Annotated in this window: 15 protein-coding genes; 9 read left to right on the top strand and 6 right to left on the bottom strand. The window is 50.7% G+C overall.

Annotation, left to right across the window (positions count from 1 at the left end; genetic code table 11):
• Nucleotides 1–44: 44 nt before the first annotated feature.
• A complete protein-coding gene (locus ACSHSR_RS01830) occupies nucleotides 45–983 on the bottom strand; it encodes an acyltransferase (protein ID WP_479631192.1) in 939 nt (312 codons plus the stop codon).
• The gene (locus tag ACSHSR_RS01835; protein ID WP_223828889.1) at nucleotides 983–1,879 is read right to left on the bottom strand and encodes an acyltransferase; all 897 of its coding nucleotides are present in this window, start codon (nucleotides 1,877–1,879) and stop codon (nucleotides 983–985) included. Before ACSHSR_RS01835 ends, ACSHSR_RS01830 begins: the two co-directional genes overlap by 1 nt.
• Nucleotides 1,880–2,486: 607 nt before the next feature.
• On the opposite strand from ACSHSR_RS01835, the gene ACSHSR_RS01840 reads away from it, so the two are divergent.
• Nucleotides 2,487–4,805, top strand: coding sequence for a zinc/cadmium/mercury/lead-transporting ATPase (locus tag ACSHSR_RS01840; protein WP_479631193.1), 2,319 nt, complete (start codon nucleotides 2,487–2,489; stop codon nucleotides 4,803–4,805).
• An 85-nt stretch (nucleotides 4,806–4,890) separates the two neighbouring features.
• On the opposite strand, the gene ACSHSR_RS01845 is transcribed toward ACSHSR_RS01840, so the two are convergent.
• The 4 genes from ACSHSR_RS01845 to ACSHSR_RS01860 form a co-directional block, all read right to left on the bottom strand.
• Nucleotides 4,891–5,733, bottom strand: a complete 843-nt coding sequence (locus ACSHSR_RS01845; RefSeq protein ID WP_218996846.1) for a class I SAM-dependent methyltransferase — start codon at nucleotides 5,731–5,733, stop codon at nucleotides 4,891–4,893.
• Between the two features lie 24 nt (nucleotides 5,734–5,757).
• On the bottom strand, nucleotides 5,758–6,477 hold the full coding sequence (locus ACSHSR_RS01850) for an SAM-dependent methyltransferase (RefSeq protein ID WP_479631194.1): 720 nt from the start codon (nucleotides 6,475–6,477) through the stop codon (nucleotides 5,758–5,760).
• Between the two features lie 10 nt (nucleotides 6,478–6,487).
• Complete coding sequence (locus ACSHSR_RS01855) at nucleotides 6,488–6,745, bottom strand: YjhX family toxin (RefSeq protein ID WP_025010861.1); 258 nt, start codon at nucleotides 6,743–6,745, stop codon at nucleotides 6,488–6,490.
• Between the two features lie 265 nt (nucleotides 6,746–7,010).
• Nucleotides 7,011–7,787 carry an AraC family transcriptional regulator gene (locus ACSHSR_RS01860; protein WP_144168339.1) on the bottom strand — a complete coding sequence of 259 codons (777 nt, stop codon included), beginning with the start codon at nucleotides 7,785–7,787 and terminating at the stop codon, nucleotides 7,011–7,013.
• A gap of 154 nt (nucleotides 7,788–7,941) precedes the next feature.
• Between ACSHSR_RS01860 and ACSHSR_RS01865 the strand changes: the two genes are divergently transcribed.
• The 8 genes from ACSHSR_RS01865 to ACSHSR_RS01900 all read left to right on the top strand — a co-directional run bounded on the left by ACSHSR_RS01865 (nucleotide 7,942) and on the right by ACSHSR_RS01900 (nucleotide 19,545).
• Complete coding sequence (locus tag ACSHSR_RS01865) at nucleotides 7,942–9,057, top strand: multidrug effflux MFS transporter (RefSeq protein ID WP_479631195.1); 1,116 nt, start codon at nucleotides 7,942–7,944, stop codon at nucleotides 9,055–9,057.
• Between the two features lie 688 nt (nucleotides 9,058–9,745).
• On the top strand, nucleotides 9,746–11,083 hold the full coding sequence (locus ACSHSR_RS01870) for a type II toxin-antitoxin system HipA family toxin (RefSeq protein WP_479631196.1): 1,338 nt from the start codon (nucleotides 9,746–9,748) through the stop codon (nucleotides 11,081–11,083).
• Complete coding sequence (locus ACSHSR_RS01875) at nucleotides 11,080–11,664, top strand: helix-turn-helix transcriptional regulator (protein WP_479631197.1); 585 nt, start codon at nucleotides 11,080–11,082, stop codon at nucleotides 11,662–11,664. Before ACSHSR_RS01870 ends, ACSHSR_RS01875 begins: the two co-directional genes overlap by 4 nt.
• 205 nt (nucleotides 11,665–11,869) lie before the next feature.
• Nucleotides 11,870–13,594: a type I restriction-modification system subunit M gene (locus ACSHSR_RS01880; protein ID WP_479631198.1), complete on the top strand. Its 1,725-nt coding sequence runs from the start codon at nucleotides 11,870–11,872 to the stop codon at nucleotides 13,592–13,594.
• Nucleotides 13,587–14,858 (top strand): restriction endonuclease subunit S, encoded by a 1,272-nt coding sequence (locus tag ACSHSR_RS01885; RefSeq protein ID WP_479631199.1) that lies wholly within the window; start codon nucleotides 13,587–13,589, stop codon nucleotides 14,856–14,858. Before ACSHSR_RS01880 ends, ACSHSR_RS01885 begins: the two co-directional genes overlap by 8 nt.
• Nucleotides 14,859–14,870: 12 nt before the next feature.
• A complete protein-coding gene (locus ACSHSR_RS01890; protein ID WP_479631200.1) occupies nucleotides 14,871–15,728 on the top strand; it encodes a hypothetical protein in 858 nt (285 codons plus the stop codon).
• Nucleotides 15,716–16,387, top strand: coding sequence for a hypothetical protein (locus ACSHSR_RS01895; RefSeq protein ID WP_479631201.1), 672 nt, complete (start codon nucleotides 15,716–15,718; stop codon nucleotides 16,385–16,387). The genes ACSHSR_RS01890 and ACSHSR_RS01895 overlap by 13 nt, the downstream gene beginning before the upstream one ends.
• Nucleotides 16,384–19,545, top strand: a complete 3,162-nt coding sequence (locus tag ACSHSR_RS01900; protein ID WP_479631202.1) for a type I restriction endonuclease subunit R — start codon at nucleotides 16,384–16,386, stop codon at nucleotides 19,543–19,545. Before ACSHSR_RS01895 ends, ACSHSR_RS01900 begins: the two co-directional genes overlap by 4 nt.
• Nucleotides 19,546–19,554 lie beyond the last annotated feature (9 nt).

The raw sequence follows: 19,554 nt of genomic DNA on the forward strand, positions 1-19,554 counted from the left end.
TGCCGGGCTTAGGCCCGGCATTGTTTTGTCTTGGACAATCACTGTCAGTGGCTTTTTTGTGCCAGCTTGTTGTAGTCGTCGGCGGGTTTGCATTCGGCCAGCAACAGGTCTATTTGGGCATCTTTTTGTTGCCAGATGTCGTTGAGCCAGCGTTGAAACTCTACCCTGTACTCTGGCTCGCTGAAGTAGCGAACAGAATCCACCTGAGGCACGGGCAGAGCCTCGATTCGCACCACGATTTTGTGCACTTTACCCTGCATCACGGCGCCGAGAATATCCTTGGGGGCATCGGGATAAAGCACTGTCACGTTCAGCAAGGCATCAAACTGCTCGCCCATGGCTGACAAGGTGAAGGCGATGCCGCCGGCTTTTGGCCGCAGCAGGTGCTTGTAGGGGGATTTTTGCCTTTGCCGTTTGTCTTCGGTGAAGCGACTGCCTTCCACATAGTTGATGATAGAGGTGGGCAAGTCTTTGAATTTTTCGCAGGAGCGCCGGGTCGTTTGCAGATCCTTGCCCTTGAGCTTGGGGTTCTTCTTCAGCTTTTCCGGGCTGGTGCGGTTCATAAAGGGCATGTCCAGCGCCCAGCAACCCAGGCCCATGATAGGAACATACAGCAGCTCTTTCTTGAGAAAGAACTTCAGCATGGGGATGTTGTTGCGCAGGATATAGGTCTGCGCAGCAATATCAAAGCCACTGAGGTGGTTGCTGATCAGTAGATACCAACCATCTGGCTTGAGGCTTTCAAGTCCCTGCACATCCCATTCGACCTTGGCTATCAGGTGCAGTATGCCGCCATTACAGCTGGCCCAGGCCCACATGAAACGGTTCATTAACCGGGTCATGGCGATGCGGCCACCCTTCCAGGGCAGCAACAATTTGAACAGGCCGCCGATACACACCAGCGACCCCCAAACGGCGGTATTGATGATCAGCAAGCTCAGGCTGAGAATAAACAGCACAGGCCCGGGCAGGAAGTGCAACATCAGGAGTCCCCTTGAGAATGGTTTGCCTTGGCGGCCAATTGTTCCAGCACTTCATCCTTGTGCTGCCAGAGGGCGTTCAGCCGCTCCTGGAAGGCTTGTTTGAACTGACGATCATTGGCGTAGTCACCCCGCATCCCCGAGTCTATCTCCTTGACCTCCAAATGGAGGTAAACCTCAGGCAAACGGCCGCTGATATAGTCCCAAAAACTGGGGATCTTGCCGGGATAATAGATGGTGACATCCACCAGTTTGTGGATCTGCTCGCCCATGGCCGACAACGCAAAGGCCATGCCGCCGGCCTTGGGTCTGAGCAGGTGTTTGAACGGTGAGTTTTGCTTCTGGTGTTTGCTGGGCTGAAAGCGGGTACCTTCGACAAAGTTCATCACGCTCACCGGCTTGTGCTTGAATTTGGCACAGGCCTTACGGGTAATTTCAATGTCTTTACCCCTGAGTTTCGGGTTCTTTTTCAACTCGGCCGTGCTGTAACGGCGCATAAAGGGAAAGTCCAGCGCCCACCAGGCCAGCCCAAGTACGGGCACATAAATCAGCTCTTTTTTCAGGAAAAACTTGAGAAAAGGGATCCGCCGATTAAGCAGTCGCTGCAGGATCAAAATATCGACCCAGCTCTGGTGGTTGGCTACCACCATATACCACTCCTGCTCTGACAGCTCCGGAAGCTCGTCTATATGCATCTTCAGCGGATGAAGCAGCTTTTCTATGCCGCCGTTAACACTGATCCAGGCGCTGGCGCAGAAATCCAAAGCGTGGCTGCATAGGCGCTGTAATGGCTTTATTGGAAGCAGTTTTATCAGGCTGCCCAGCAGAATTGGCAGGCTCCAAAACAGGGTGTTGATAACATAGCCGCTAAAGGCAAGACAACCTCGAATCAAGGACAACTTGGGCTCCCTCAGGATCATAAAAAGAAAAATCGACCGACTATGTTAACCGCAGTCGCCACCTGGCTTCAATCTTAAGCTGGCGTTGACAGGGAGTTAGGGCCTGCTCACATAAGCATTGGTACAAGAGGTTTAACCAGCTTCAGCCGCATAAGTTGTGCCATCTATTCATTGCGCTGTGCAGAAGATGGCTTGTAGTGCAGCGTCTTTCAGTATCTTCCTGAGCCTTTACCCGTATGTTGCTTTGTGGCGAAACTGCGCCTGGCTCTTTAAGTCCCCGGCGCATTTTTGGTGGAAGCCGATTGACTGTCAAGCGTAACACTGGCGCCGGTAAATGGGACAATCGGCGCCGTTGTAGGCTAGGGCGGCATAGCGGCTATGGCTGGTTAATTGATAGTGGCTGGTTAATTGATAGTGGCTGGCTGATAGGGCTTGGGCTGGTTGGTTAATTGATAGGGCTTGGTTTTCGGGCCGGGCAAATACTTTGGCACAGATGCTTGACTCTGGAGCTTACTCCAAGCTTTACACTCCTTGGCAATAACAAACGGCCCGGATAGTCACATTTGAGTTCCGAGGCATCATTTGAGCCATAGCATGAGGCACAGTTATGAGTCATTTCTGTTGTGATCCCAAACCCACGCCCGAGACTGTAAAGGCGGGGGCTAAGGACCCGGCAAATTGCACAGATAGCCAGATAGCCGGTAAAGCCGTCAGTCATTCCAACGAGCATTCTGGCTGTCATTCGGCTTGTTGCCATGATCATCATGAGTCCCATCAGGCCGACTCTGCTGCCGAAGTCAACACTGCCAGGCTTGCTCAAGGTGAGCAGCATCAGTGGCAAATACTGGGTATGGACTGTGCCAGCTGTGCCCGTAAAGTCGAAACTGCGGTTTCCAGGGTGAGCGGCGTTTGCAGCACCAGGGTGGTATTTGCCACCGAAAAGCTGCTGGTGGAACTGACGCCCGGCGTTTCGCCCCAAGGCATAGTCGATGCTGTGCATGCGGCCGGCTTTAAGCTTAAGCAGCAGGCTCAGGCAGGTAAGGAAGGCCCAAAACCCGGCCCGGCGAGCCGGCTTGGCAAATACTGGCAACCCAAATACTGGCAACCTTTGTCACTGGCACTGTTAATGCTGCTGGCGGCTCTGGCGCCTGCGAGTATCAGCACCAGCCTGTTCACTCTGGCTACAGTTTGGGGGCTGCTGCCTATTGCCCGCAAGGCTTGGGCCCTTATTCGCAGCGGCACCCCTTTTGCCATTGAAACCCTGATGACAGTTGCCGCCATAGGTGCCTTGTTGCTGGGCGAAACGGCCGAGGCGGCCATGGTGTTGCTCCTGTTTATGCTCGGTGAGCAGCTCGAATCGTTTGCGGCCGGGCGCGCCCGCGCCGGAGTCAGCGCCTTGATGGCATTGGTGCCGGACAAGGCGTTGAGATTGCAAGATGGCCAGAGGCAAGAGGTGGCCGCCTCTGAGCTGCGCCCGGGCGACATCATAGAAGTTGCGCCTGGGGCACGCCTGCCGGCCGATGCCGAACTGCTTGATGCCTCGGCGGCATTTGATGAAAGTGCCCTTACGGGAGAATCTATCCCGGTAGAAAGGATTAAGGGCGAACGGGTCGCCGCAGGCTGCCTGGCAGCCGACAGGCTGGTGAAGATGAAGGTTGTCTCCGAGCCTGGCAGCAACGCCATAGACCGCATCCTGCATTTGATTGAAGAGGCCGAAGGGCAGAGAGCACCGATAGAGAGATTCATCGACAAGTTCAGTCGCTGGTACACTCCAGCCATTATGTTGCTGGCCTTGTTGACTGTGTTGTTGCCACCTCTGCTGTACGCCGAGCCTTGGGAGCAATGGATCTACCGTGGTTTGACACTGTTGTTGATAGGTTGCCCCTGCGCCTTGGTAATTTCGACGCCGGCGGCGGTAACCTCTGCGCTGGCGGCTGCAACCCGTCAGGGAGCCTTGATTAAGGGCGGCGCGGCATTGGAAGCACTGGCACATGTCGATACCGTCGCCTTCGATAAGACGGGCACCCTCACAGAAGGTAAACCTGAAGTTACCCTGGTGGAGAGCCTCACAGAGCAGGATGCGACCAAGTGGCTCAGGGTGGCCGCCGCCATTGAATTGGGCTCACATCACCCCCTGGCACAGGCGATAGTCAATCATGCCAAAGAGCAGCGGCTGGAACTGCCAGGCGCAGAAGCTATTCGGGCCTTACCCGGGATGGGCGTTGAAGGACGGGTCGATTCGCAAAACTGGCGACTGTTGGCCCCTTCAAGGCTGCCAAACCTAGCTCCTGAGTTGCTGCAACGCGTCACAGAACTGGAGCAGCAGGGGCAAACCCTGGTGGTACTGTGTGATGCCGAGCGGGAGCTACTTCTTCCTGTGGCCATTATTGCCCTCAGGGATCAGCTGCGCGCCGAGGCCGCCGAAGCCATAGCCAAGCTACGCCATCTCGGTATCGACAGCATAATGCTGACCGGTGACAACCCAAGAACCGCCAAGGCGATTGCCGAGGAACTGGCCATCGATTGGCGCGCCGGGCTGCTGCCGGAAGATAAAGTTTCTGAGGTGGCGGCATTGGCCGAGCACCGCAATGTTGCCATGACGGGAGATGGTATCAATGATGCCCCGGCAATGAAGCGAGCCCGTACCGGTATTGCCATGGGCGGCGGAACCGATGCCGCGCTGGAAACCGCCGATGCGGCCCTGACCCATAATCAGTTGGGAGGGGTGGCGGCAATGATCCACTTGGCCAGGGCAACCCTGAGCAATATCCGCCAGAACATAGCCTTGGCGCTGGGGCTGAAGGCGATTTTTCTGGTGACCAGCTTACTGGGGATCACCGGCCTCTGGCTGGCGGTGATGGCCGATACGGGCGCAACTGTGTTGGTAACTGCCAACGCCTTGAGACTGCTTAGAAAGCGCTACTGAAATGTATTGGTGTTGATAACAATAAAAAAGAGGAAGGTACCCGGGGTTTAGACCTTAACACCTTCCTCTTTCAAACGGACTCAGGTTATGCCTTGGAGCATGCCATTAGTGTGTAGAGCTTGCCCTCAAAGGTATTGCTGCTGGGCCACTCTGCAGTGTCTATCCGCTGAATCTTGTTGAAGCCGCACTCGTTTAACAGCTGCAGATATTCCCCATCTTGCCAAGCCTGCATCCGGCTGCCGAATCGCGCCACCTTGCCGTTTTCTTCAATCACCCAAAACAGTGTGGAACTGGTTTGGAGTGCCTCGTCCCAAGCATGCTCCGTCAGTAGCAGGTGGGGAGCATCGAGAAATAGGCCCTGTGAATGCCTTTGCCAGCTTGGCTCTGCCTGTCCCTGTCGTTTGACTTCATCAAAGCTGTGAACTTCCACAAGTAGTTTGCCATTCGGCATCAGCCAGTTTGCACAATGCTTGAGTAAACTCTTGGCATCCGCTGTGCTGAAAACATTCAGCTCACCGAAGGTCATCATGATGAAGTCAAACTTCTTGGTCGGCCGGTAGCTTCTGACATCCAGCAGTTGATAGTCGATATCCAGTCCAGCCGTCTGCGCTTGTTGTTGGGCGTAGGTTATAGAGGCTGGTGAGAAGTCGACGCCGGTGCAGCAAAAGCCGCGTTTTGCCAGCAATTGAGTGTAAAAGCCGGGGCCACAACCCAGATCCAGCACTTTTGCGCCAGGAGCCAGTTGGCTGCAGAGCCAATCTACCTGGCGCTCAATCACCGCCAGTTTTCTACTGGCCCAATCGTGCTCCTGGGAGAGGTGGTTTTCCAGCATTCGCTGGCTGAAATCGGCATCATTCCAGGGAATTTTGCTTTCGTTCGGCGACAGCCTTATTGGCAAATGCTGGCTGATTAGCTTATTGATATTCATACCTTTCCTTGCTTTTTTGAAAGCTTACTTGTGTATGCGGCCTGTCATTTTGGTAAAGTTGAACCACTGGCCGTTTTCGGCGGCCATCATCTCGCGATCCCGTACGGCATAAGGGTTGTCGCATGCCAACCACTCCTGCCATGCCTGGGTGCACTGCCCGCTCTCTTCGCACAGCTCCAACTGTAAAAATGCGCTCTGTTGCCAGAGTTGCATCCACCAGTCGACGGTGAAAAAGTTCATCCCGGGCTGCCACCAGGGGGCCAGCTCAGGGGCAACGCTTTGCTGCAGTGGAAAAGGCTTTTTCAGCCCGGGTACCACTATGGCGACCTGACCGCCCGGCTTGATGAAAGGGGCGAGGTGGGTGTCAAAAAACGCTGAACTGGCACCAAAGTAGTGATAGGCATCGATGGACAAGACGGCATCGAAACTGTTTTCTGCAAATGGGGCATGTCCCGGCCGCATCTGGGTTACGTCAAAGTTTACCGCCGTGATCCTGTCTTCCAGGCCAGCGGCCTTGAATCTTGCCTGGTTGTCTTCGGCCGCTATCCAAAGATCCATTGCGGTGACTTCGAGGTTGAAGGCCTTCGCCAGATAGATGGAGGTCATGCCTGTGCCACAGGCCAAATCCAGCACCCGCATCCCTGGTTGCAGTTGCAGTGACCGGCAGACTTCTTCGGCCAGCCGCAGGGCGTTGGGGCCCATCATGTTGCTGTTGATATAGTCACGGGAAAATAGTGTATTCATCTTTCTTTCCTCAACGGTTGTCCAGTTGGGCGCGCACATTGTGCAAGCCGGCCGTGGTTATGCGATAGGGCTGACCTTTGACAGATTTGATCAGTTTTTTAGCTTTGAGCTTTTTGAAAATGGCGAGGGTACAGTCGCAAAGAACAAGCCCTTCGCGGCTATAACATTCAACGGCTGTGACGCGACCTGAAGTGTCGCGGAAATAACAAATGCGTCCGCCTTTGGCGAGGACGTGCAGGGTACGTTGTTCCTGACGGGATATATTCATACTGGAAAAACTCGATAATCATCATGAGCAAAACATGCGGGCACTTGTCAGTGTCCACCTTTGATTTACGCGCATTGATAATCAGACCGGCCTTGGAAGGTCAGTTAACTGATTATCTGATGATTACAATCTCCAGCATCAATGCCTCAATGAGAGTTGAAAGTAGCTTTACCGCTCAATTTTTACCACTAAGGATGTTAGATGTAAATCAGCCGGTTGGGGAACTGTGATTTTAGGCTGTTGTTTGTACATTTTACTCTTGTTTTCAGTTGATTGGATTGTGAATAAAGCTCAAAGGCGTTTGGCCCGTCTGCTTTTTAAAAAACGCAATGAAGGCGCTGTCGGAAGAAAACGCCAGATTGTGGGCCACTTCGCTGACAGATCTGGCGCCGGATAGGAGTTCAATGGCCTTCAAAAGGCGCCATTGTTGGCGCCATTGCTGATAAGTCATACCGGTTTCAGCCTTGAATAACCGGGTGACTGTCTTGGTGCTGGCGCCGACACTGCCGGCAAGTCGGCCTATATCAGGCGCGAGAAACTCTTCCTTGATAAGCCGCTGGCGGAATCGGCGAAACCTGCGATCCTGTGGCAGTGGCAGCTGAAATGAATGTTTCTTTGCGGCATAAAACTCTTCCCAAAATAACGCACTGCTATTGGCCATATTCTGCTCCGGCGTGTCCCAAGGCCACAGTGCCATTTTGTCTATCAAGGCTTTCAAGAGGGCGTTGACCTCTATAATGCGAAGCTCAGCCGGAGTGTTGAACCTGGCACAATCAAAATACAAAGAGCGATAGGCCACCACATTGGTCATTACCGCACGGTGCGAAATACCGGGCGGGATCCACACAGCTTTGGTGGGTGGCAAGATGCAGATGGCATTCTCCAATGCAAAGCTCATGCAGCCGTGGGGGGCATAAAGCAGTTGCCCTTTATGGTGTTGGTGCATGCCCGAATCGTGCTGGCCAACATCGGCCGCAATGCCGATAACACTGGCTGGAAAGGTATCCGCATCGAACTCAGTTTCCTGCTCAATAATCGCCATGATGTCCCTATTTTGATGTTTCTTGTCTTTATGTCGTTAACGTGCCGTTTCATCACGAGTATACACTGCGCGCCGACTTGGAAAAGCGCGGATCAAGCCTGCATAGAGGAACAGGGCTTGTTCGCAGCTTGCTTTATTGTGATAAGGATAAGAGATGAAAACCAAACCTTCGTTATGGTTGATGCTGGCGCTACTGATGTTCCCGCAAATAGTGGAAACCATTTACAGCCCGGCCCTGGGGGCGATTTCGCAGACATTTGCCGTGTCCTACCCTCAGGTGGCGCAAACTCTATCGGTTTATTTTCTGGCTTTCGCTTTGGGCGTGGCAGTGTGGGGCATAGTGGCCGACAGTTGGGGCCGTCGCCCGGCCATGTTGCTGGGACTCTTTATCTATGGCGTCGCAGCCTGGGTGGCCATGTCAACAACCAGCTTCGCCGTGCTGATGGCCGCCAGAGCCTGCAGCGCTTTTGGTATTGCTGTCGGCTCAATCGTCACCCAAACCATGCTGCGTGACGCCTTCAGCGGTGAAGAGTTGGCGAAAGTGTTTAGTGTGATGGGGCTTGGGATTGCCATTAGCCCTGTTATCGGCATGTTTTCCGGTGGCCAATTGGTCAAGGCGGGTGGTCATCATGCGGTGTTTTTGGCTTTGTTTATTATGGCCTTGGGATTATTCGCCTATTGTTTTATCAGGTTGCCGGAAACCCAAACCAGCAGGCAGAGTTTGCAACTGGTCGCCTTGAGTAAACGTATGCTCGGTGACAGGCAAATCTGGCAATCTGCACTCTTGGTCACTGCCTATAACGTCGCCCTGTTTTCTTACTACCAACTCGGTGGATTCAACTTTGCCAGGCTTGGGTTCACGCCGGAACAGTTCGGTTACAGCGGCTTAATCCTTGGCCTGGGCTCACTGGTCGGCAGCTACAGTAATAAACGCTTGATCTCCAAGGGAGTCTCTCAAGGCAAACTCCTGCAAGGTGCTGCTCTATTGCTGCTTCTGGGAGCCATAGGGGTACAACTCTCGCTGAACTCCATCGGGTTTCTGGCGCCTATGCTACTTGTGGTTATGGCATTCGGAATAGCGATCCCCAATGTGCTCAGCATGGCCTTGGCTCAGTACCGGCAGCAGGCCGGCAGCGCCGGTGCCCTGTTCGGCTTGATGTACTACTTACTCATCGGCAGCGGCCTAGCTCTGGCAGGCGCGGTGCAGCACTTGGGATGGGTACTGATCGCCTGCGGCAGTATGGCGCTGTTGGTAAGCCGGGTTCGTTGATGAGTTTGCCGCAGTTGGCTATAGTTCAATGCAGAGTTTGCGCTATTAGGCCCAGTCTCCGGTCTTAGTGTTCATTTGCGGCGACCAGCTATTAGGTAGGATCTAGAAATGACAAAGCCCCTTATTGAAGGGGCTTTTTGGAATGGGGCTTGCTGAATTTTGAACGTTTTTAACAGCGCGGAATATCACTCCACGTTCTGGATCTGACTGTCGTGCATGTTTAATAACCTAAATTTAAACATGTGCTTATGGTGTTGGTGAGGTCTGGTTATCTATTTTAGTCACCACATTAGTCCCACTTTGTTCAACCTCTACAATGCGCTGATCGTTCTCTCTTGGGTAATGCCTCATCAAGTAATCAAGACAGAAAGAGGGGTGATGGTTGTGGCGAGGTATCAAGTCGCTCTGACTTAGTTTGTGGTCTTCACAATGTCTGAGCGTTGACAGCCTCTGGCTAGTATCTGATGAACTTACGCGATGGTAATGCGCCATGAGGTGATAGCGGGTTCGGTGGGTGTGACTCCCCATGAGTTTTTAACCTAATTGCTTAGAGAATGCCGTTTATTGCCCATAAAAGCTTTGTATGTTTTCTATACTGATAGTAGTATTTGAGTAAATATATACTCATTAATCGCTTTTTGCTGGCTTAATGAGTATTAAATTACTCATTAATTGTTTAGGAGCTCTTATGGAACATTTGACCATTCAGGCTTTCATTAATGGCCAATGGAGAGATATTGCACAGCTCTCTTTTCCTGAGAGTGAACAAGGTAATTATCGGCTTACCTCGTTAGATTACGAGCAAGATTATGCTTTGGCTGAGCTAGATAAAGACGACATTCACGCGGTCTCTATAAACCACCCCGTTAGCTTATTTTTTGATGAGCCGATATGGCTGTATTTTCTTGATGACATTATGCCTAGCGGTGCAAGCCGACGCTATTGGCTTAAGTACCTTGATATCGCCGACTTGAGTGTAGATGAGCAAAATTTTGTATTGCTGAAATATGGCACGATTGCGCCAGTCGGTAATTTGCGAGTCAAGGAGTCGTTACCCGAGCGCTCGGCTATTGCAGATGAGCTGACGTTTACAGTAGACGACGTTAAAAATCGCGCGGCTGACTTTTTGGATTATGCGCAACACCGAGGCGCTGCGGCTGGTGGCGCAACAGGTGCAGGCGGTGAAGCCCCCAAGCTGTTGTTACGTTGTGACGATGAGCAAAGCATCTGGATTGATAGCTATCAAGACGAGCCGCAAAACCGTGACCTTCATTATTTGGTCAAATATCCGAGAGGCTCACGTTCGCCTGTCGATTGCGATATTTTGCGCGCTGAATACCACTATTATCACGAGCTGGCAGACATGGGCTTTGACACCATTCCGACTGCCAACATGAGGCTCGAAGAAGGTGATAACTACCCATCATTGTGGCTGCCGCGTTTTGACGTCTACTACAATGAGTTCGGCCAACAACGTTACGCAATGGAGTCGGTTTATTCGATACTTGGCAAAGGTGCGGGCGTTACCCTAGATCACGAGCAAACCATAAGAACGCTGGTCGATAAAATTACTCATAGCCATATGGTCTTAGAGCAAGGCTATCAGTTTGACGTACACGCGTTTGTGCTTGAATGGGTGCGGCGAGACTTACTCAATATCCTATTTGGTAATAGTGATAATCATGGCCGCAATACAGCGTTTCTTAAAGGCGATGGTTGGATAAGGCTGGCGCCTATCTTTGATTTTGCACCGATGAAAGCTGACCCTGAAGGGGTGGCCAGAACCACAAAATGGGAAGCGCCGCTCGAAGTAGGTGGGGAGTATGACTTTCAGGGGATTGCTGACACACTCTCTGATCTGGTGCCAGCTCAGGAGCTAATGGCAGCGTTAAAGTTCACGGCCCAGCAATGCCTCGACTTGAAGCAACGGTTAATTGAACGTGGTGTGCCTGAGCGGATCATCGACATGCCTGCAATTGGCTTTACTTTTATTGAAGACAAGCTAACTCGTTGGGGGCTGGTATGAGTGATAAATCATCTACTGCGGAAACGGCTAAAGAAACCATTGCCCGTCTTAGAGCCAATCGCCAGCAACGGAGTGAGGTTACGACTGAGGTGCCGCAGCGTCATCAATCTCAAAACGTTCCAGAGGCTCAAACAAAACAAGCTGCTAAACGGGCCTCAGAAACCATTGCCCGTTTTAGAGCCAATCGCCAGCAACGGAGTGAGGTTACGACTGAAGTGCCACCGCGTCATCAATCTCAAAACGTTCCCGAGGCTCAAACAAAGCAAGGCGCTAAACGAGCCTCTAAGCAATCCGGCGGTGTTAGAACGGCTGAACGAAAAAGCGCGATTCATGCCATCACACAACGGCTTTTGCGCGGTGAGCTAACCCAAGGGCAAGCGCTTAAAGCGCTGCGAGTCGAGGTGTTAGGGCTAACACAAGACGAGTATGCAAACTTGGCTAAAGTATCTCGTAAGACGCTTTCTGACGTTGAGAATGACCGTGGTAGCTATAAGACAGACATTCTCAATCGTTTGTTTAAGCCCTTTGGCCTTAAGGTGGGGATAGTGCCGATATCAACAGGCGTTACTTGGTCTCTCTGATAGTGAACACTCTAAGTGAGCGTCGAGATCTCTCGCCACAATAGTTTTTTGATAACCCCATCATTCCCAATGGCGTAAATACCGCGTCAGCACTAGGCAGTAGAGCCTAGTGCTTAACAGGCTGAAATTGATACATTCCACATAGTCCAAGTTGGTTTGCAGGTGTTAAGATACGCCCAGAATCACTTTAAGGTTGCATTGTTCAATGACCCAAAAACTCACTCTCCAACAGCTTGAATCTTTCCTGTGGGAAGCCGCTGACATCCTGCGTGGCAATATGGACGCCTCAGAGTACAAAGACTACATCTTTGGCATGATGTTCTTAAAACGCCTGTCTGACGCCTTTGAAGAGGCGCAAGAAGGCGTGGTGCAGTATTACCTTGGTAAAGGCAAAACCCTAGAGCAAGCCGAAGCGCTGGCGCAAGATGAAGACGAATATGATAAAACCTTCTTCGTGCCGCAAAACGCACGTTGGTCAAAGTTGAAAGACCTAAAACACGATATCGGCGCAACGCTCAACAAAGCCACCGAGGCGATTGAAGAGTACAACGGCAGTCTCGAAGGCGTGTTGGTCACTATCGACTTCAACATCAAAAACAAGCTGTCAGATAAAAAGCTGCGTGACTTACTGTCTCACTTCAGCAAACACCGCCTGCGTAATGAAGACTTTGAGCGGCCTGACTTGCTCGGCACTGCCTACGAATACCTGATTAAAATGTTTGCCGATAGCGCGGGCAAAAAGGGCGGTGAGTTCTACACCCCAAGCGAAGTGGTATCACTGCTGGTGGCCTTACTCAAGCCTAAAGCGGGTATGCGTATCTACGACCCAACCTCCGGCTCTGGCGGTATGTTGGTGCAAACCCGTAACTACCTCGCCGCCCATGGCGAAAACCCCGGCAACCTGTCGCTGTTCGGCCAAGAGATGAACCTGAACACTTGGGCTATCTGTAAGATGAACATGTTCCTGCATGGCGTGCTCAGTGCCGACATTCGTAAAGGCGATACCCTGCGCGAACCTAAGCACACTGAAGGTGGAGAGCTGATGCGCTTTGACCGGGTGATAGCCAATCCTCCCTTCTCATTGTCTAAGTGGGGGAAAGACGAATGTGATAACGACGGCTTTGGTCGTTTCCCTTACGGTACGCCGCCGAAAGATGCGGGCGACTTAGCCTTTGTGCAGCACATGATTGCCAGTACGAACGCTGAAGGCATGGTTGGTGTGGTCATGCCCCATGGGGTGTTGTTTCGTGGCTCTAGCGAAAAGGCGATTCGTCAGGGCATTCTAGAAGATGACTTGCTCGAAGCCGTCATTGGCTTGCCATCGGGCTTGTTCTACGGCACGGGCATTCCGGCCTGCTTGCTGATCATCAATAAAAACAAAACGGCTGAGCGTAAAGGCAAGGTGCTGTTTATCAATAGTGAGCTTGAGTACGAAGAAGGCAAAAACCAAAACAAACTGCGCCCGCAAGATATTGAGAAAATCGTCACCACCTTCGACAACTACCAAGATATCAAGCGTTACGCCCAAGTGGTTGAGCTGAGTGAGATTGTCGACAACGACTACAACCTCAATATTCGCCGCTACGCCGATACCGCGCCACCAGCAGAGATCTTTGATGTCCGCGCTATCTTGCATGGCGGCGTGCCAGTGCGTGAGGTCGAGAGCGAATATATTCAAGAAGAGATCCTGCAAAGCTTCGACGTCAGCAGCGTGTTTAATCTTAAATCTGAGGGCTACTATCAGTTTCTCCCTGAGATCAGTGCCAAAGAACAGATTCGCGAGTTTGCCACCGATGCCACACCCGCAGTCATCAGCCAATTAGAGCGCTGGTGGGACAAGTACCAAGTATCGCTCAAACAACTCGACGATGAAGTAGCGACCGCAGAGAGCGTAATGCAAGGCTATCTCAAGGAGCTGGGTTATGAGTAATCAGGTTCCTGAAGGGTGGTCATATAACCCTTTGAGTCTGTTAGCTGACATAGACAAAGATTCGTTAAAAACATCGACAGATCCGGATTACAGATTTAGGTACATTGATATTGCTTCTGTATCGACAGGACAAGTTAAGCTGCCATCTGAATACATAAAGTTTTCTGATGCTCCTAGTCGTGCCCGTAAAAAGCTAAAACAGGGCGACGTCTTGATGTCGACTGTAAGACCAAATTTGAAAGCTTTTGCGTACTTCAATGTCTCCGAAGCGGATTTTGTAGCATCAACAGGCTTTTCGGTAATAAGAGCAAAAAATGGTAATGACGGGCGGTTTATTTTTAACACCATTTTAGGTGACGATATTTCAAGCCAAATCGATTCGTTAGTGGTCGGATCTAATTATCCAGCGATTAACTCTTCGGATGTTAAGAATTTAGAGGTCTTGACTCCCACGCCAGCAGAACAACAAAAAATCGCCAAGATCCTGACCTCGGTGGATGAGGTGATTGAGAAGACACAGGCGCAAATCGACAAGCTCAAAGACCTGAAAACGGGCATGATGCAGGAGCTGTTGACTAAAGGCGTTGGCGTCGATGGCAAGCCGCACACCGAGTTTAAGGGTTCCCCTGTCGGGCGGATTCCGAAATGCTGGGAGTTAAGACCTCTACTTTATTTTGCTTCTAGCGAAAAACAGTCCTTTGTAAATGGTCCATTTGGAAGTGATTTGCTTTCCACAGAACTAACAGATAGTGGAGTTCCTGTTATTTATGTTAGGGATATGAAAGATCAGGCTTATAAACACATATCGCGAGTGTGCGTTACTGAGGAAAAAGCGGATTATTTAAGTGCCTGTAATGTTTTATATGGTGATGTATTGGTTGCAAAGGTCGGTGATCCGCCTTGTAATTCTGGCGTTTATCGAAAGAAAAGTAGAGCAATTGTTACTCAAGATGTCATACGTATCCGGCCAGCTGATTACATAGATAGTGATTTTCTCGCATATTTGCTTAATTCACCTTTAGGTCGCAAGGAGATAGAGAAAATTGAAGTTGCGGGAACGAGAAGAAGAGTTTCGTTAACGGAGTTTAAAAAGTTACATTTTCCTATGCCTCCACTTGATGAGCAAAAAGTTATTGGTTCAACCATTAAAGCATTGGATCGAAAAATCGATCTATTAAACATCAAGTTGAACAACACTGGCTCTTTGAAAAAAGCCCTGATGCAGGATCTACTAACGGGCAAGGTACGGGTAACCATCGATTAGCAAGGACGAGCAATGTTACAGGCGATTCTCCATGGAAAGGCGGGGCGTATCGAAGGCGATAAAGGCCAGTCGATAAGCTGGCGTGAGCTGTTTAAGGGACGGGAAGACCTGATCACTGCGGCGGTATTTGGTCGTTTTGCCTATCTGTCTGCGCCTGTACAAGCAATCTTAATGCAGCGCTGGCTTGGCGTGACTGAGCCAGCCTTTGATGACTTTGAGCAGATTGATTTTTGGCCTAGCTTTCAGCTTGATAATAACGACGAACGCAATCGCGTTGAGCCTGATGCAGTGCTCAACTTTGCCAGTGCTACCGTGATTCTCGAAATAAAACCACCTGAAGGTGGCGACCAATATATTGACCAATGGCAGCGTGAGATCGCCTCTTACCTGCAAGCTGAAGAGCGCAGCCAGTTGCCCTTGTATTTTCTCGCCATTGGCCGTATTCCAAGTCGTGCGGTGGTTAATGATTGGATTAAAGAGCTCAATACTGAGTTTAAGAGCCAGCTAGCAGGTATTAACGCACAGGCTTGGCAGCCAGTGATCAATGACATACTGGAACTCGACAAGGGCGTTCTCGATTGTGAGCCCAATGCACAAGACAAGCGTATTATCGCTGACATTTTGCAAGCGGCGCGCTTATATCAACTCAAAATACAGGTTTACAGCTGGCAAACGTTACTCGACCACCAGCTACCACGGTTGAGCTTACAGCAAGCGCTATTGCGCGATAAGCTGAAACCCAAAGCACTTACTCAACCCGAACCTCAACCGTTTTCAGCAACCAAAGTACCACGCTGTTGGCACGACCTAGCCGCGTTTGCCACATCGCACCCCATTTCACTCAAGGACATCAGCACATGGAACAAGTAGATGATTTGCTATTGCAGGTACGTACCGCGCACCGTTTATTGGCGGCTTACTATCAGCGCATGGTGCCAACGATTAAGGAAATGGCAAACAACCTTGAGTTGGATTTTAGCTATTGGGGAAATGCCGACTTTGGGCTTACTCCCCGTACCAATCACAATATCACTGAATACTGGCAATGGGATCTGTTGCCGGGGATAAACACTAACTACCTGTACAGCCACTTTCAAGCGGCCAACAAGGTGCGTATTGGTGATTATCTGGTTGAGTTTATCGTTGTGTCAGATACGGGCGTGGATAGCCATGGCAATGGGCATAAAAACGAGCCCGATGCGTTGAATTTGCCGTTATCAGTCGATAAGGCGCAAAGCTTACTGCGCGTGGTGATATGCGCGCCATATCAAACGTTTGAAGATAACTGGTATAACAATATATGGGCTGGCACTGCTTACCCTGATTTCAGTCGCAATCCTTCGCCAGCAAAGGATAAGAATGGCGAATCTTGCATCTTGACGGGTTACGAGTGTCCGTTAGCTGAGCTGATGTCTGATAATGGCGCTGATCAGATAGTAGAGCTTATTAAACAGCAAATAGACCGCACCGTTGCAGCGGCTCAAGCCGAATATGAACGTGTTGCTGGTGGGCTGGGAGTTGCCTTATGAGCAATGATGAGTTTGATAAGGTAGAACGCCCCGCCATTGCGCAGCTCCACCAGCTAGGCTGGCGTTATGTTCCCGGTAAAGCGCTGGCACCGGAGCACAGCAACCAAGAGCGTGGTTATTTGCGTGACGTGGTGTTGGTAAAACGCTTAACTCAGGCGATAGAGCGCATTAACCCATGGATCAATGAAGAGAACTTACGCAAGGTTGTCCGTGAGGTCACGCATCCGCAATGCACGGGGTTGATGGAGTATAACCACGGCTTTTATCAAACCATGGTGGGCTATCTGTCGGTTGAGCAAGACCTTGGCAAAGGAAAGAAAGGCCAAACCGTTAAGCTCATTGATTTTGATAACATCGACAATAACGAGTTTATCTGTGCCAATCAGTTTAAGGTTGAAGGCCCCAATCAAACCATCATCCCTGATATTGTGTGCTTCGTTAACGGCCTGCCGTTAGCAGTGATCGAGTGTAAATCACCTTATATCTCTACGCCTATTTATCACGGCATTGACCAATTGCGCCGTTACGCTAATCAGCGCCATCCTGAGCATTTTGAGGGCGCTGAGAAGCTATTTTGGTACAACCAGTTGATGGTTTCGACCTGCCGTGATCTCGCCCGAGTCGGTACAATTAGCTCGCCCGCACAATATTATGGTGATTGGAAAGACGCTTACCCGCTGACTGATGCACAGATTGCTCAACGGGATAGTGATGATGTAGTGCCGCTCGCTAATAAGCTCGATGTCGAGTTCCCCGTTGCTACAGTCGACCCTACAGGTGGCGAGCTTAAGCAAGTGGCCGAGCCTCCAGCTGATTATCAAGTTGCTAGGGTGACGGCTCAGCAGCGCTTGTTAGCGGGGATGTTTAGTCCTGAGAACTTTCTCGATATCGTGCGCAATTTCATTCTGTTTGAGCCGGATGATGGCCGCTTGATTAAGAAGGTCGCGCGCTATCAACAGTTCCGTGCAGTGAACAAGGTGATTAAAAGGCTTAAGACCGGGCAAACCCGTAAGGAAAAGTCGGGTGTGGTGTGGCATACCCAAGGGAGCGGTAAATCGCTGACCATGGTGATGTTGGCGGTAAAAATGCGCCATGATCCTGAGCTTAAGCAATACAAGCTGGTGTTTGTCACCGATAGAACTCAGTTAGATGAGCAGCTCTCAACGACTTTCCAGGGTGCGCAAGGCGAAACCGTTTACAATGCTGATTCAGTGGCCTCGTTGCGTGAGCTATTGAAAAAAGACAGCTCAGATCTTGTAACAGCCATGGTGCAGAAGTTCCAAGACGCTGAGAAAGAGGCGGAGCAGCAGGGTGACAATAGCTTTGTTGACCTCAATATCTCTGACAAGATTATTGTGCTGGCTGATGAAGCGCACCGTACCCAATTTGGCGGCCTAGCGACCACGATTAACGCCGCACTACCTAACGCCCCTAAAATCGGTTTTACGGGTACGCCACTCCTTAAAACCCAGAAGATGGATACTGCCTTTGGTGGTTACATTGATAAGTACAAAATCAATGAGGCGGTAGAGGATGGTGCTACGGTAAGGCTGTTGTATGAAGGTCGAGAGGTGAAAACCGCCGTGGCGGGTGAGTCACTTGACGCGCTGTTTGAAGAGTATTTTGGCGAATACACCAAAGAAGAGCAGCAAGAGATTAAGCGTAAATATGGCGTTGAGCGCGCCGTACGTGAAGCGCCTCAGCGTATTCGCTGGGTCTGTATCGACTTGCTGAAGCACTACCGCGAGCGTATTCAGCCTGACGGCTTTAAAGCGATGATAGTCGTAGGCAGTCGCCATGCGGCTACTGTGTTTAAAAAGACTTTAGACGAACTCGGTGCGCCACCGTCAGAAGTGATTATCTCAGGCGATCATAACGACCCTCAGTACATCGCCCAGTACACCGATAAAGCGCATCAGAAAAAGGTTATCGCTAACTTTAAGAAGCCGTTTGGTACCGATTTCCCCGGCACGGACGAGAAACAACGGAAATACGACAACACCGCCTTTTTGATTGTGAAAGACATGCTGTTGACGGGCTTTGATGCGCCGATTGCGCAGGTGATGTATATCGACCGCAAGCTGCAAGATCATACGTTGATGCAAGCCATTGCTCGGGTGAATCGTAACTATAAGGGCAAAGAGTGTGGCTATGTGGTGGATTACTATGGCTTAGCAAGTTACCTCACCGACGCGCTGGAGTTGTTTAGCAGTGATGATGTTGAAGGCACTTACCAGAGCCTGAAAGACGAACTACCCAAGCTAGAAGATGCACATAGGCGCGTTAAAGCGTTTTTTAAAGGCGTGACCAGTGATGATATTGATGACTATGTGTTAGCGCTGAAAGACGATGCAGTGCGGGCGCAATTTGAAGTCGCCTATAAGCGCTTTGCCAAGCAACTCAACGTTATTTTGCCGGATGCCTCTGCTAAGCCATATATTCCCGATATGAAGCTGTGGGGCAAAGTGCATCATGCGGCGCGCAACCAGTATCACGACGATGGCATGGACTTGCTCGATGTTGGCGAGAAAGTTCGCCAGCTGGTGGACGAGCACATATTGAGTACAGGGGTTGATCCGAAAATCCCACCGATTGATTTGCTGGCCGCCAACTTTAAAGAGCATGTTCTCAAGAAAAAATCGGCTGAGTCCAAAGCCTCTGAAATAGAGAGCGCGTTGAAGCACCATATCAATATCAAGCTAGACGACGACCCTGAGTATTACCGTTCGCTTAGCTTGCGTCTGCGAGACATTATTGAGAAAACCGCAGGTAATTGGGAGCGTCAGTTAGAGCTATTGCTAGAGATGACAGACGACCTTAGTGCGGCGCATAAGCAAGCGGCGCAAGACGTGGGCTTGAACGAGACTGAGTTTGCCTTCTACAACATTTTGATGGTTGAGGTAACTAAGGCTAGAGAAGGTGACGTTATTGACGATCAACTACATGAAGAGATTAAGGCGACCACTCAAAAGCTGGTGTTGATGTTTGATGAGGCGACACAGATCGTCGACTTCTTCAAAAAGGACGATGAGGTTAAGCGTATGAAGAAGAACATTAAGCGTGTGGTGACGGATCAATCCTTTGGTGATAGGGCGTTGGTGGCAATTCTGCAAGACCGCTTTATCGATTTGGCTCAGCATAAGTTTGGCAATAAATGACGGTGCCAG

The sequence above is a fragment of the Shewanella sp. VK101 genome, assembly GCF_056497865.1.

Excerpts from the sequence above, each read along its gene's own strand:
- ACSHSR_RS01830 (WP_479631192.1), bottom strand. The coding sequence starts at position 983 with ATGTTGCACTTCCTGCCCGGGCCTGTGCTGTTTATTCTCAGCCTGAGC.
- ACSHSR_RS01840 (WP_479631193.1), top strand. The coding sequence starts at position 2,487 with ATGAGTCATTTCTGTTGTGATCCCAAACCCACGCCCGAGACTGTAAAG.
- ACSHSR_RS01845 (WP_218996846.1), bottom strand. The coding sequence starts at position 5,733 with ATGAATATCAATAAGCTAATCAGCCAGCATTTGCCAATAAGGCTGTCG.
- ACSHSR_RS01850 (WP_479631194.1), bottom strand. The coding sequence starts at position 6,477 with ATGAATACACTATTTTCCCGTGACTATATCAACAGCAACATGATGGGC.
- ACSHSR_RS01855 (WP_025010861.1), bottom strand. The coding sequence starts at position 6,745 with ATGAATATATCCCGTCAGGAACAACGTACCCTGCACGTCCTCGCCAAA.
- ACSHSR_RS01860 (WP_144168339.1), bottom strand. The coding sequence starts at position 7,787 with ATGGCGATTATTGAGCAGGAAACTGAGTTCGATGCGGATACCTTTCCA.
- ACSHSR_RS01865 (WP_479631195.1), top strand. The coding sequence starts at position 7,942 with ATGAAAACCAAACCTTCGTTATGGTTGATGCTGGCGCTACTGATGTTC.
- ACSHSR_RS01870 (WP_479631196.1), top strand. The coding sequence starts at position 9,746 with ATGGAACATTTGACCATTCAGGCTTTCATTAATGGCCAATGGAGAGAT.
- ACSHSR_RS01875 (WP_479631197.1), top strand. The coding sequence starts at position 11,080 with ATGAGTGATAAATCATCTACTGCGGAAACGGCTAAAGAAACCATTGCC.
- ACSHSR_RS01880 (WP_479631198.1), top strand. The coding sequence starts at position 11,870 with ATGACCCAAAAACTCACTCTCCAACAGCTTGAATCTTTCCTGTGGGAA.
- ACSHSR_RS01885 (WP_479631199.1), top strand. The coding sequence starts at position 13,587 with ATGAGTAATCAGGTTCCTGAAGGGTGGTCATATAACCCTTTGAGTCTG.
- ACSHSR_RS01890 (WP_479631200.1), top strand. The coding sequence starts at position 14,871 with ATGTTACAGGCGATTCTCCATGGAAAGGCGGGGCGTATCGAAGGCGAT.
- ACSHSR_RS01895 (WP_479631201.1), top strand. The coding sequence starts at position 15,716 with ATGGAACAAGTAGATGATTTGCTATTGCAGGTACGTACCGCGCACCGT.
- ACSHSR_RS01900 (WP_479631202.1), top strand. The coding sequence starts at position 16,384 with ATGAGCAATGATGAGTTTGATAAGGTAGAACGCCCCGCCATTGCGCAG.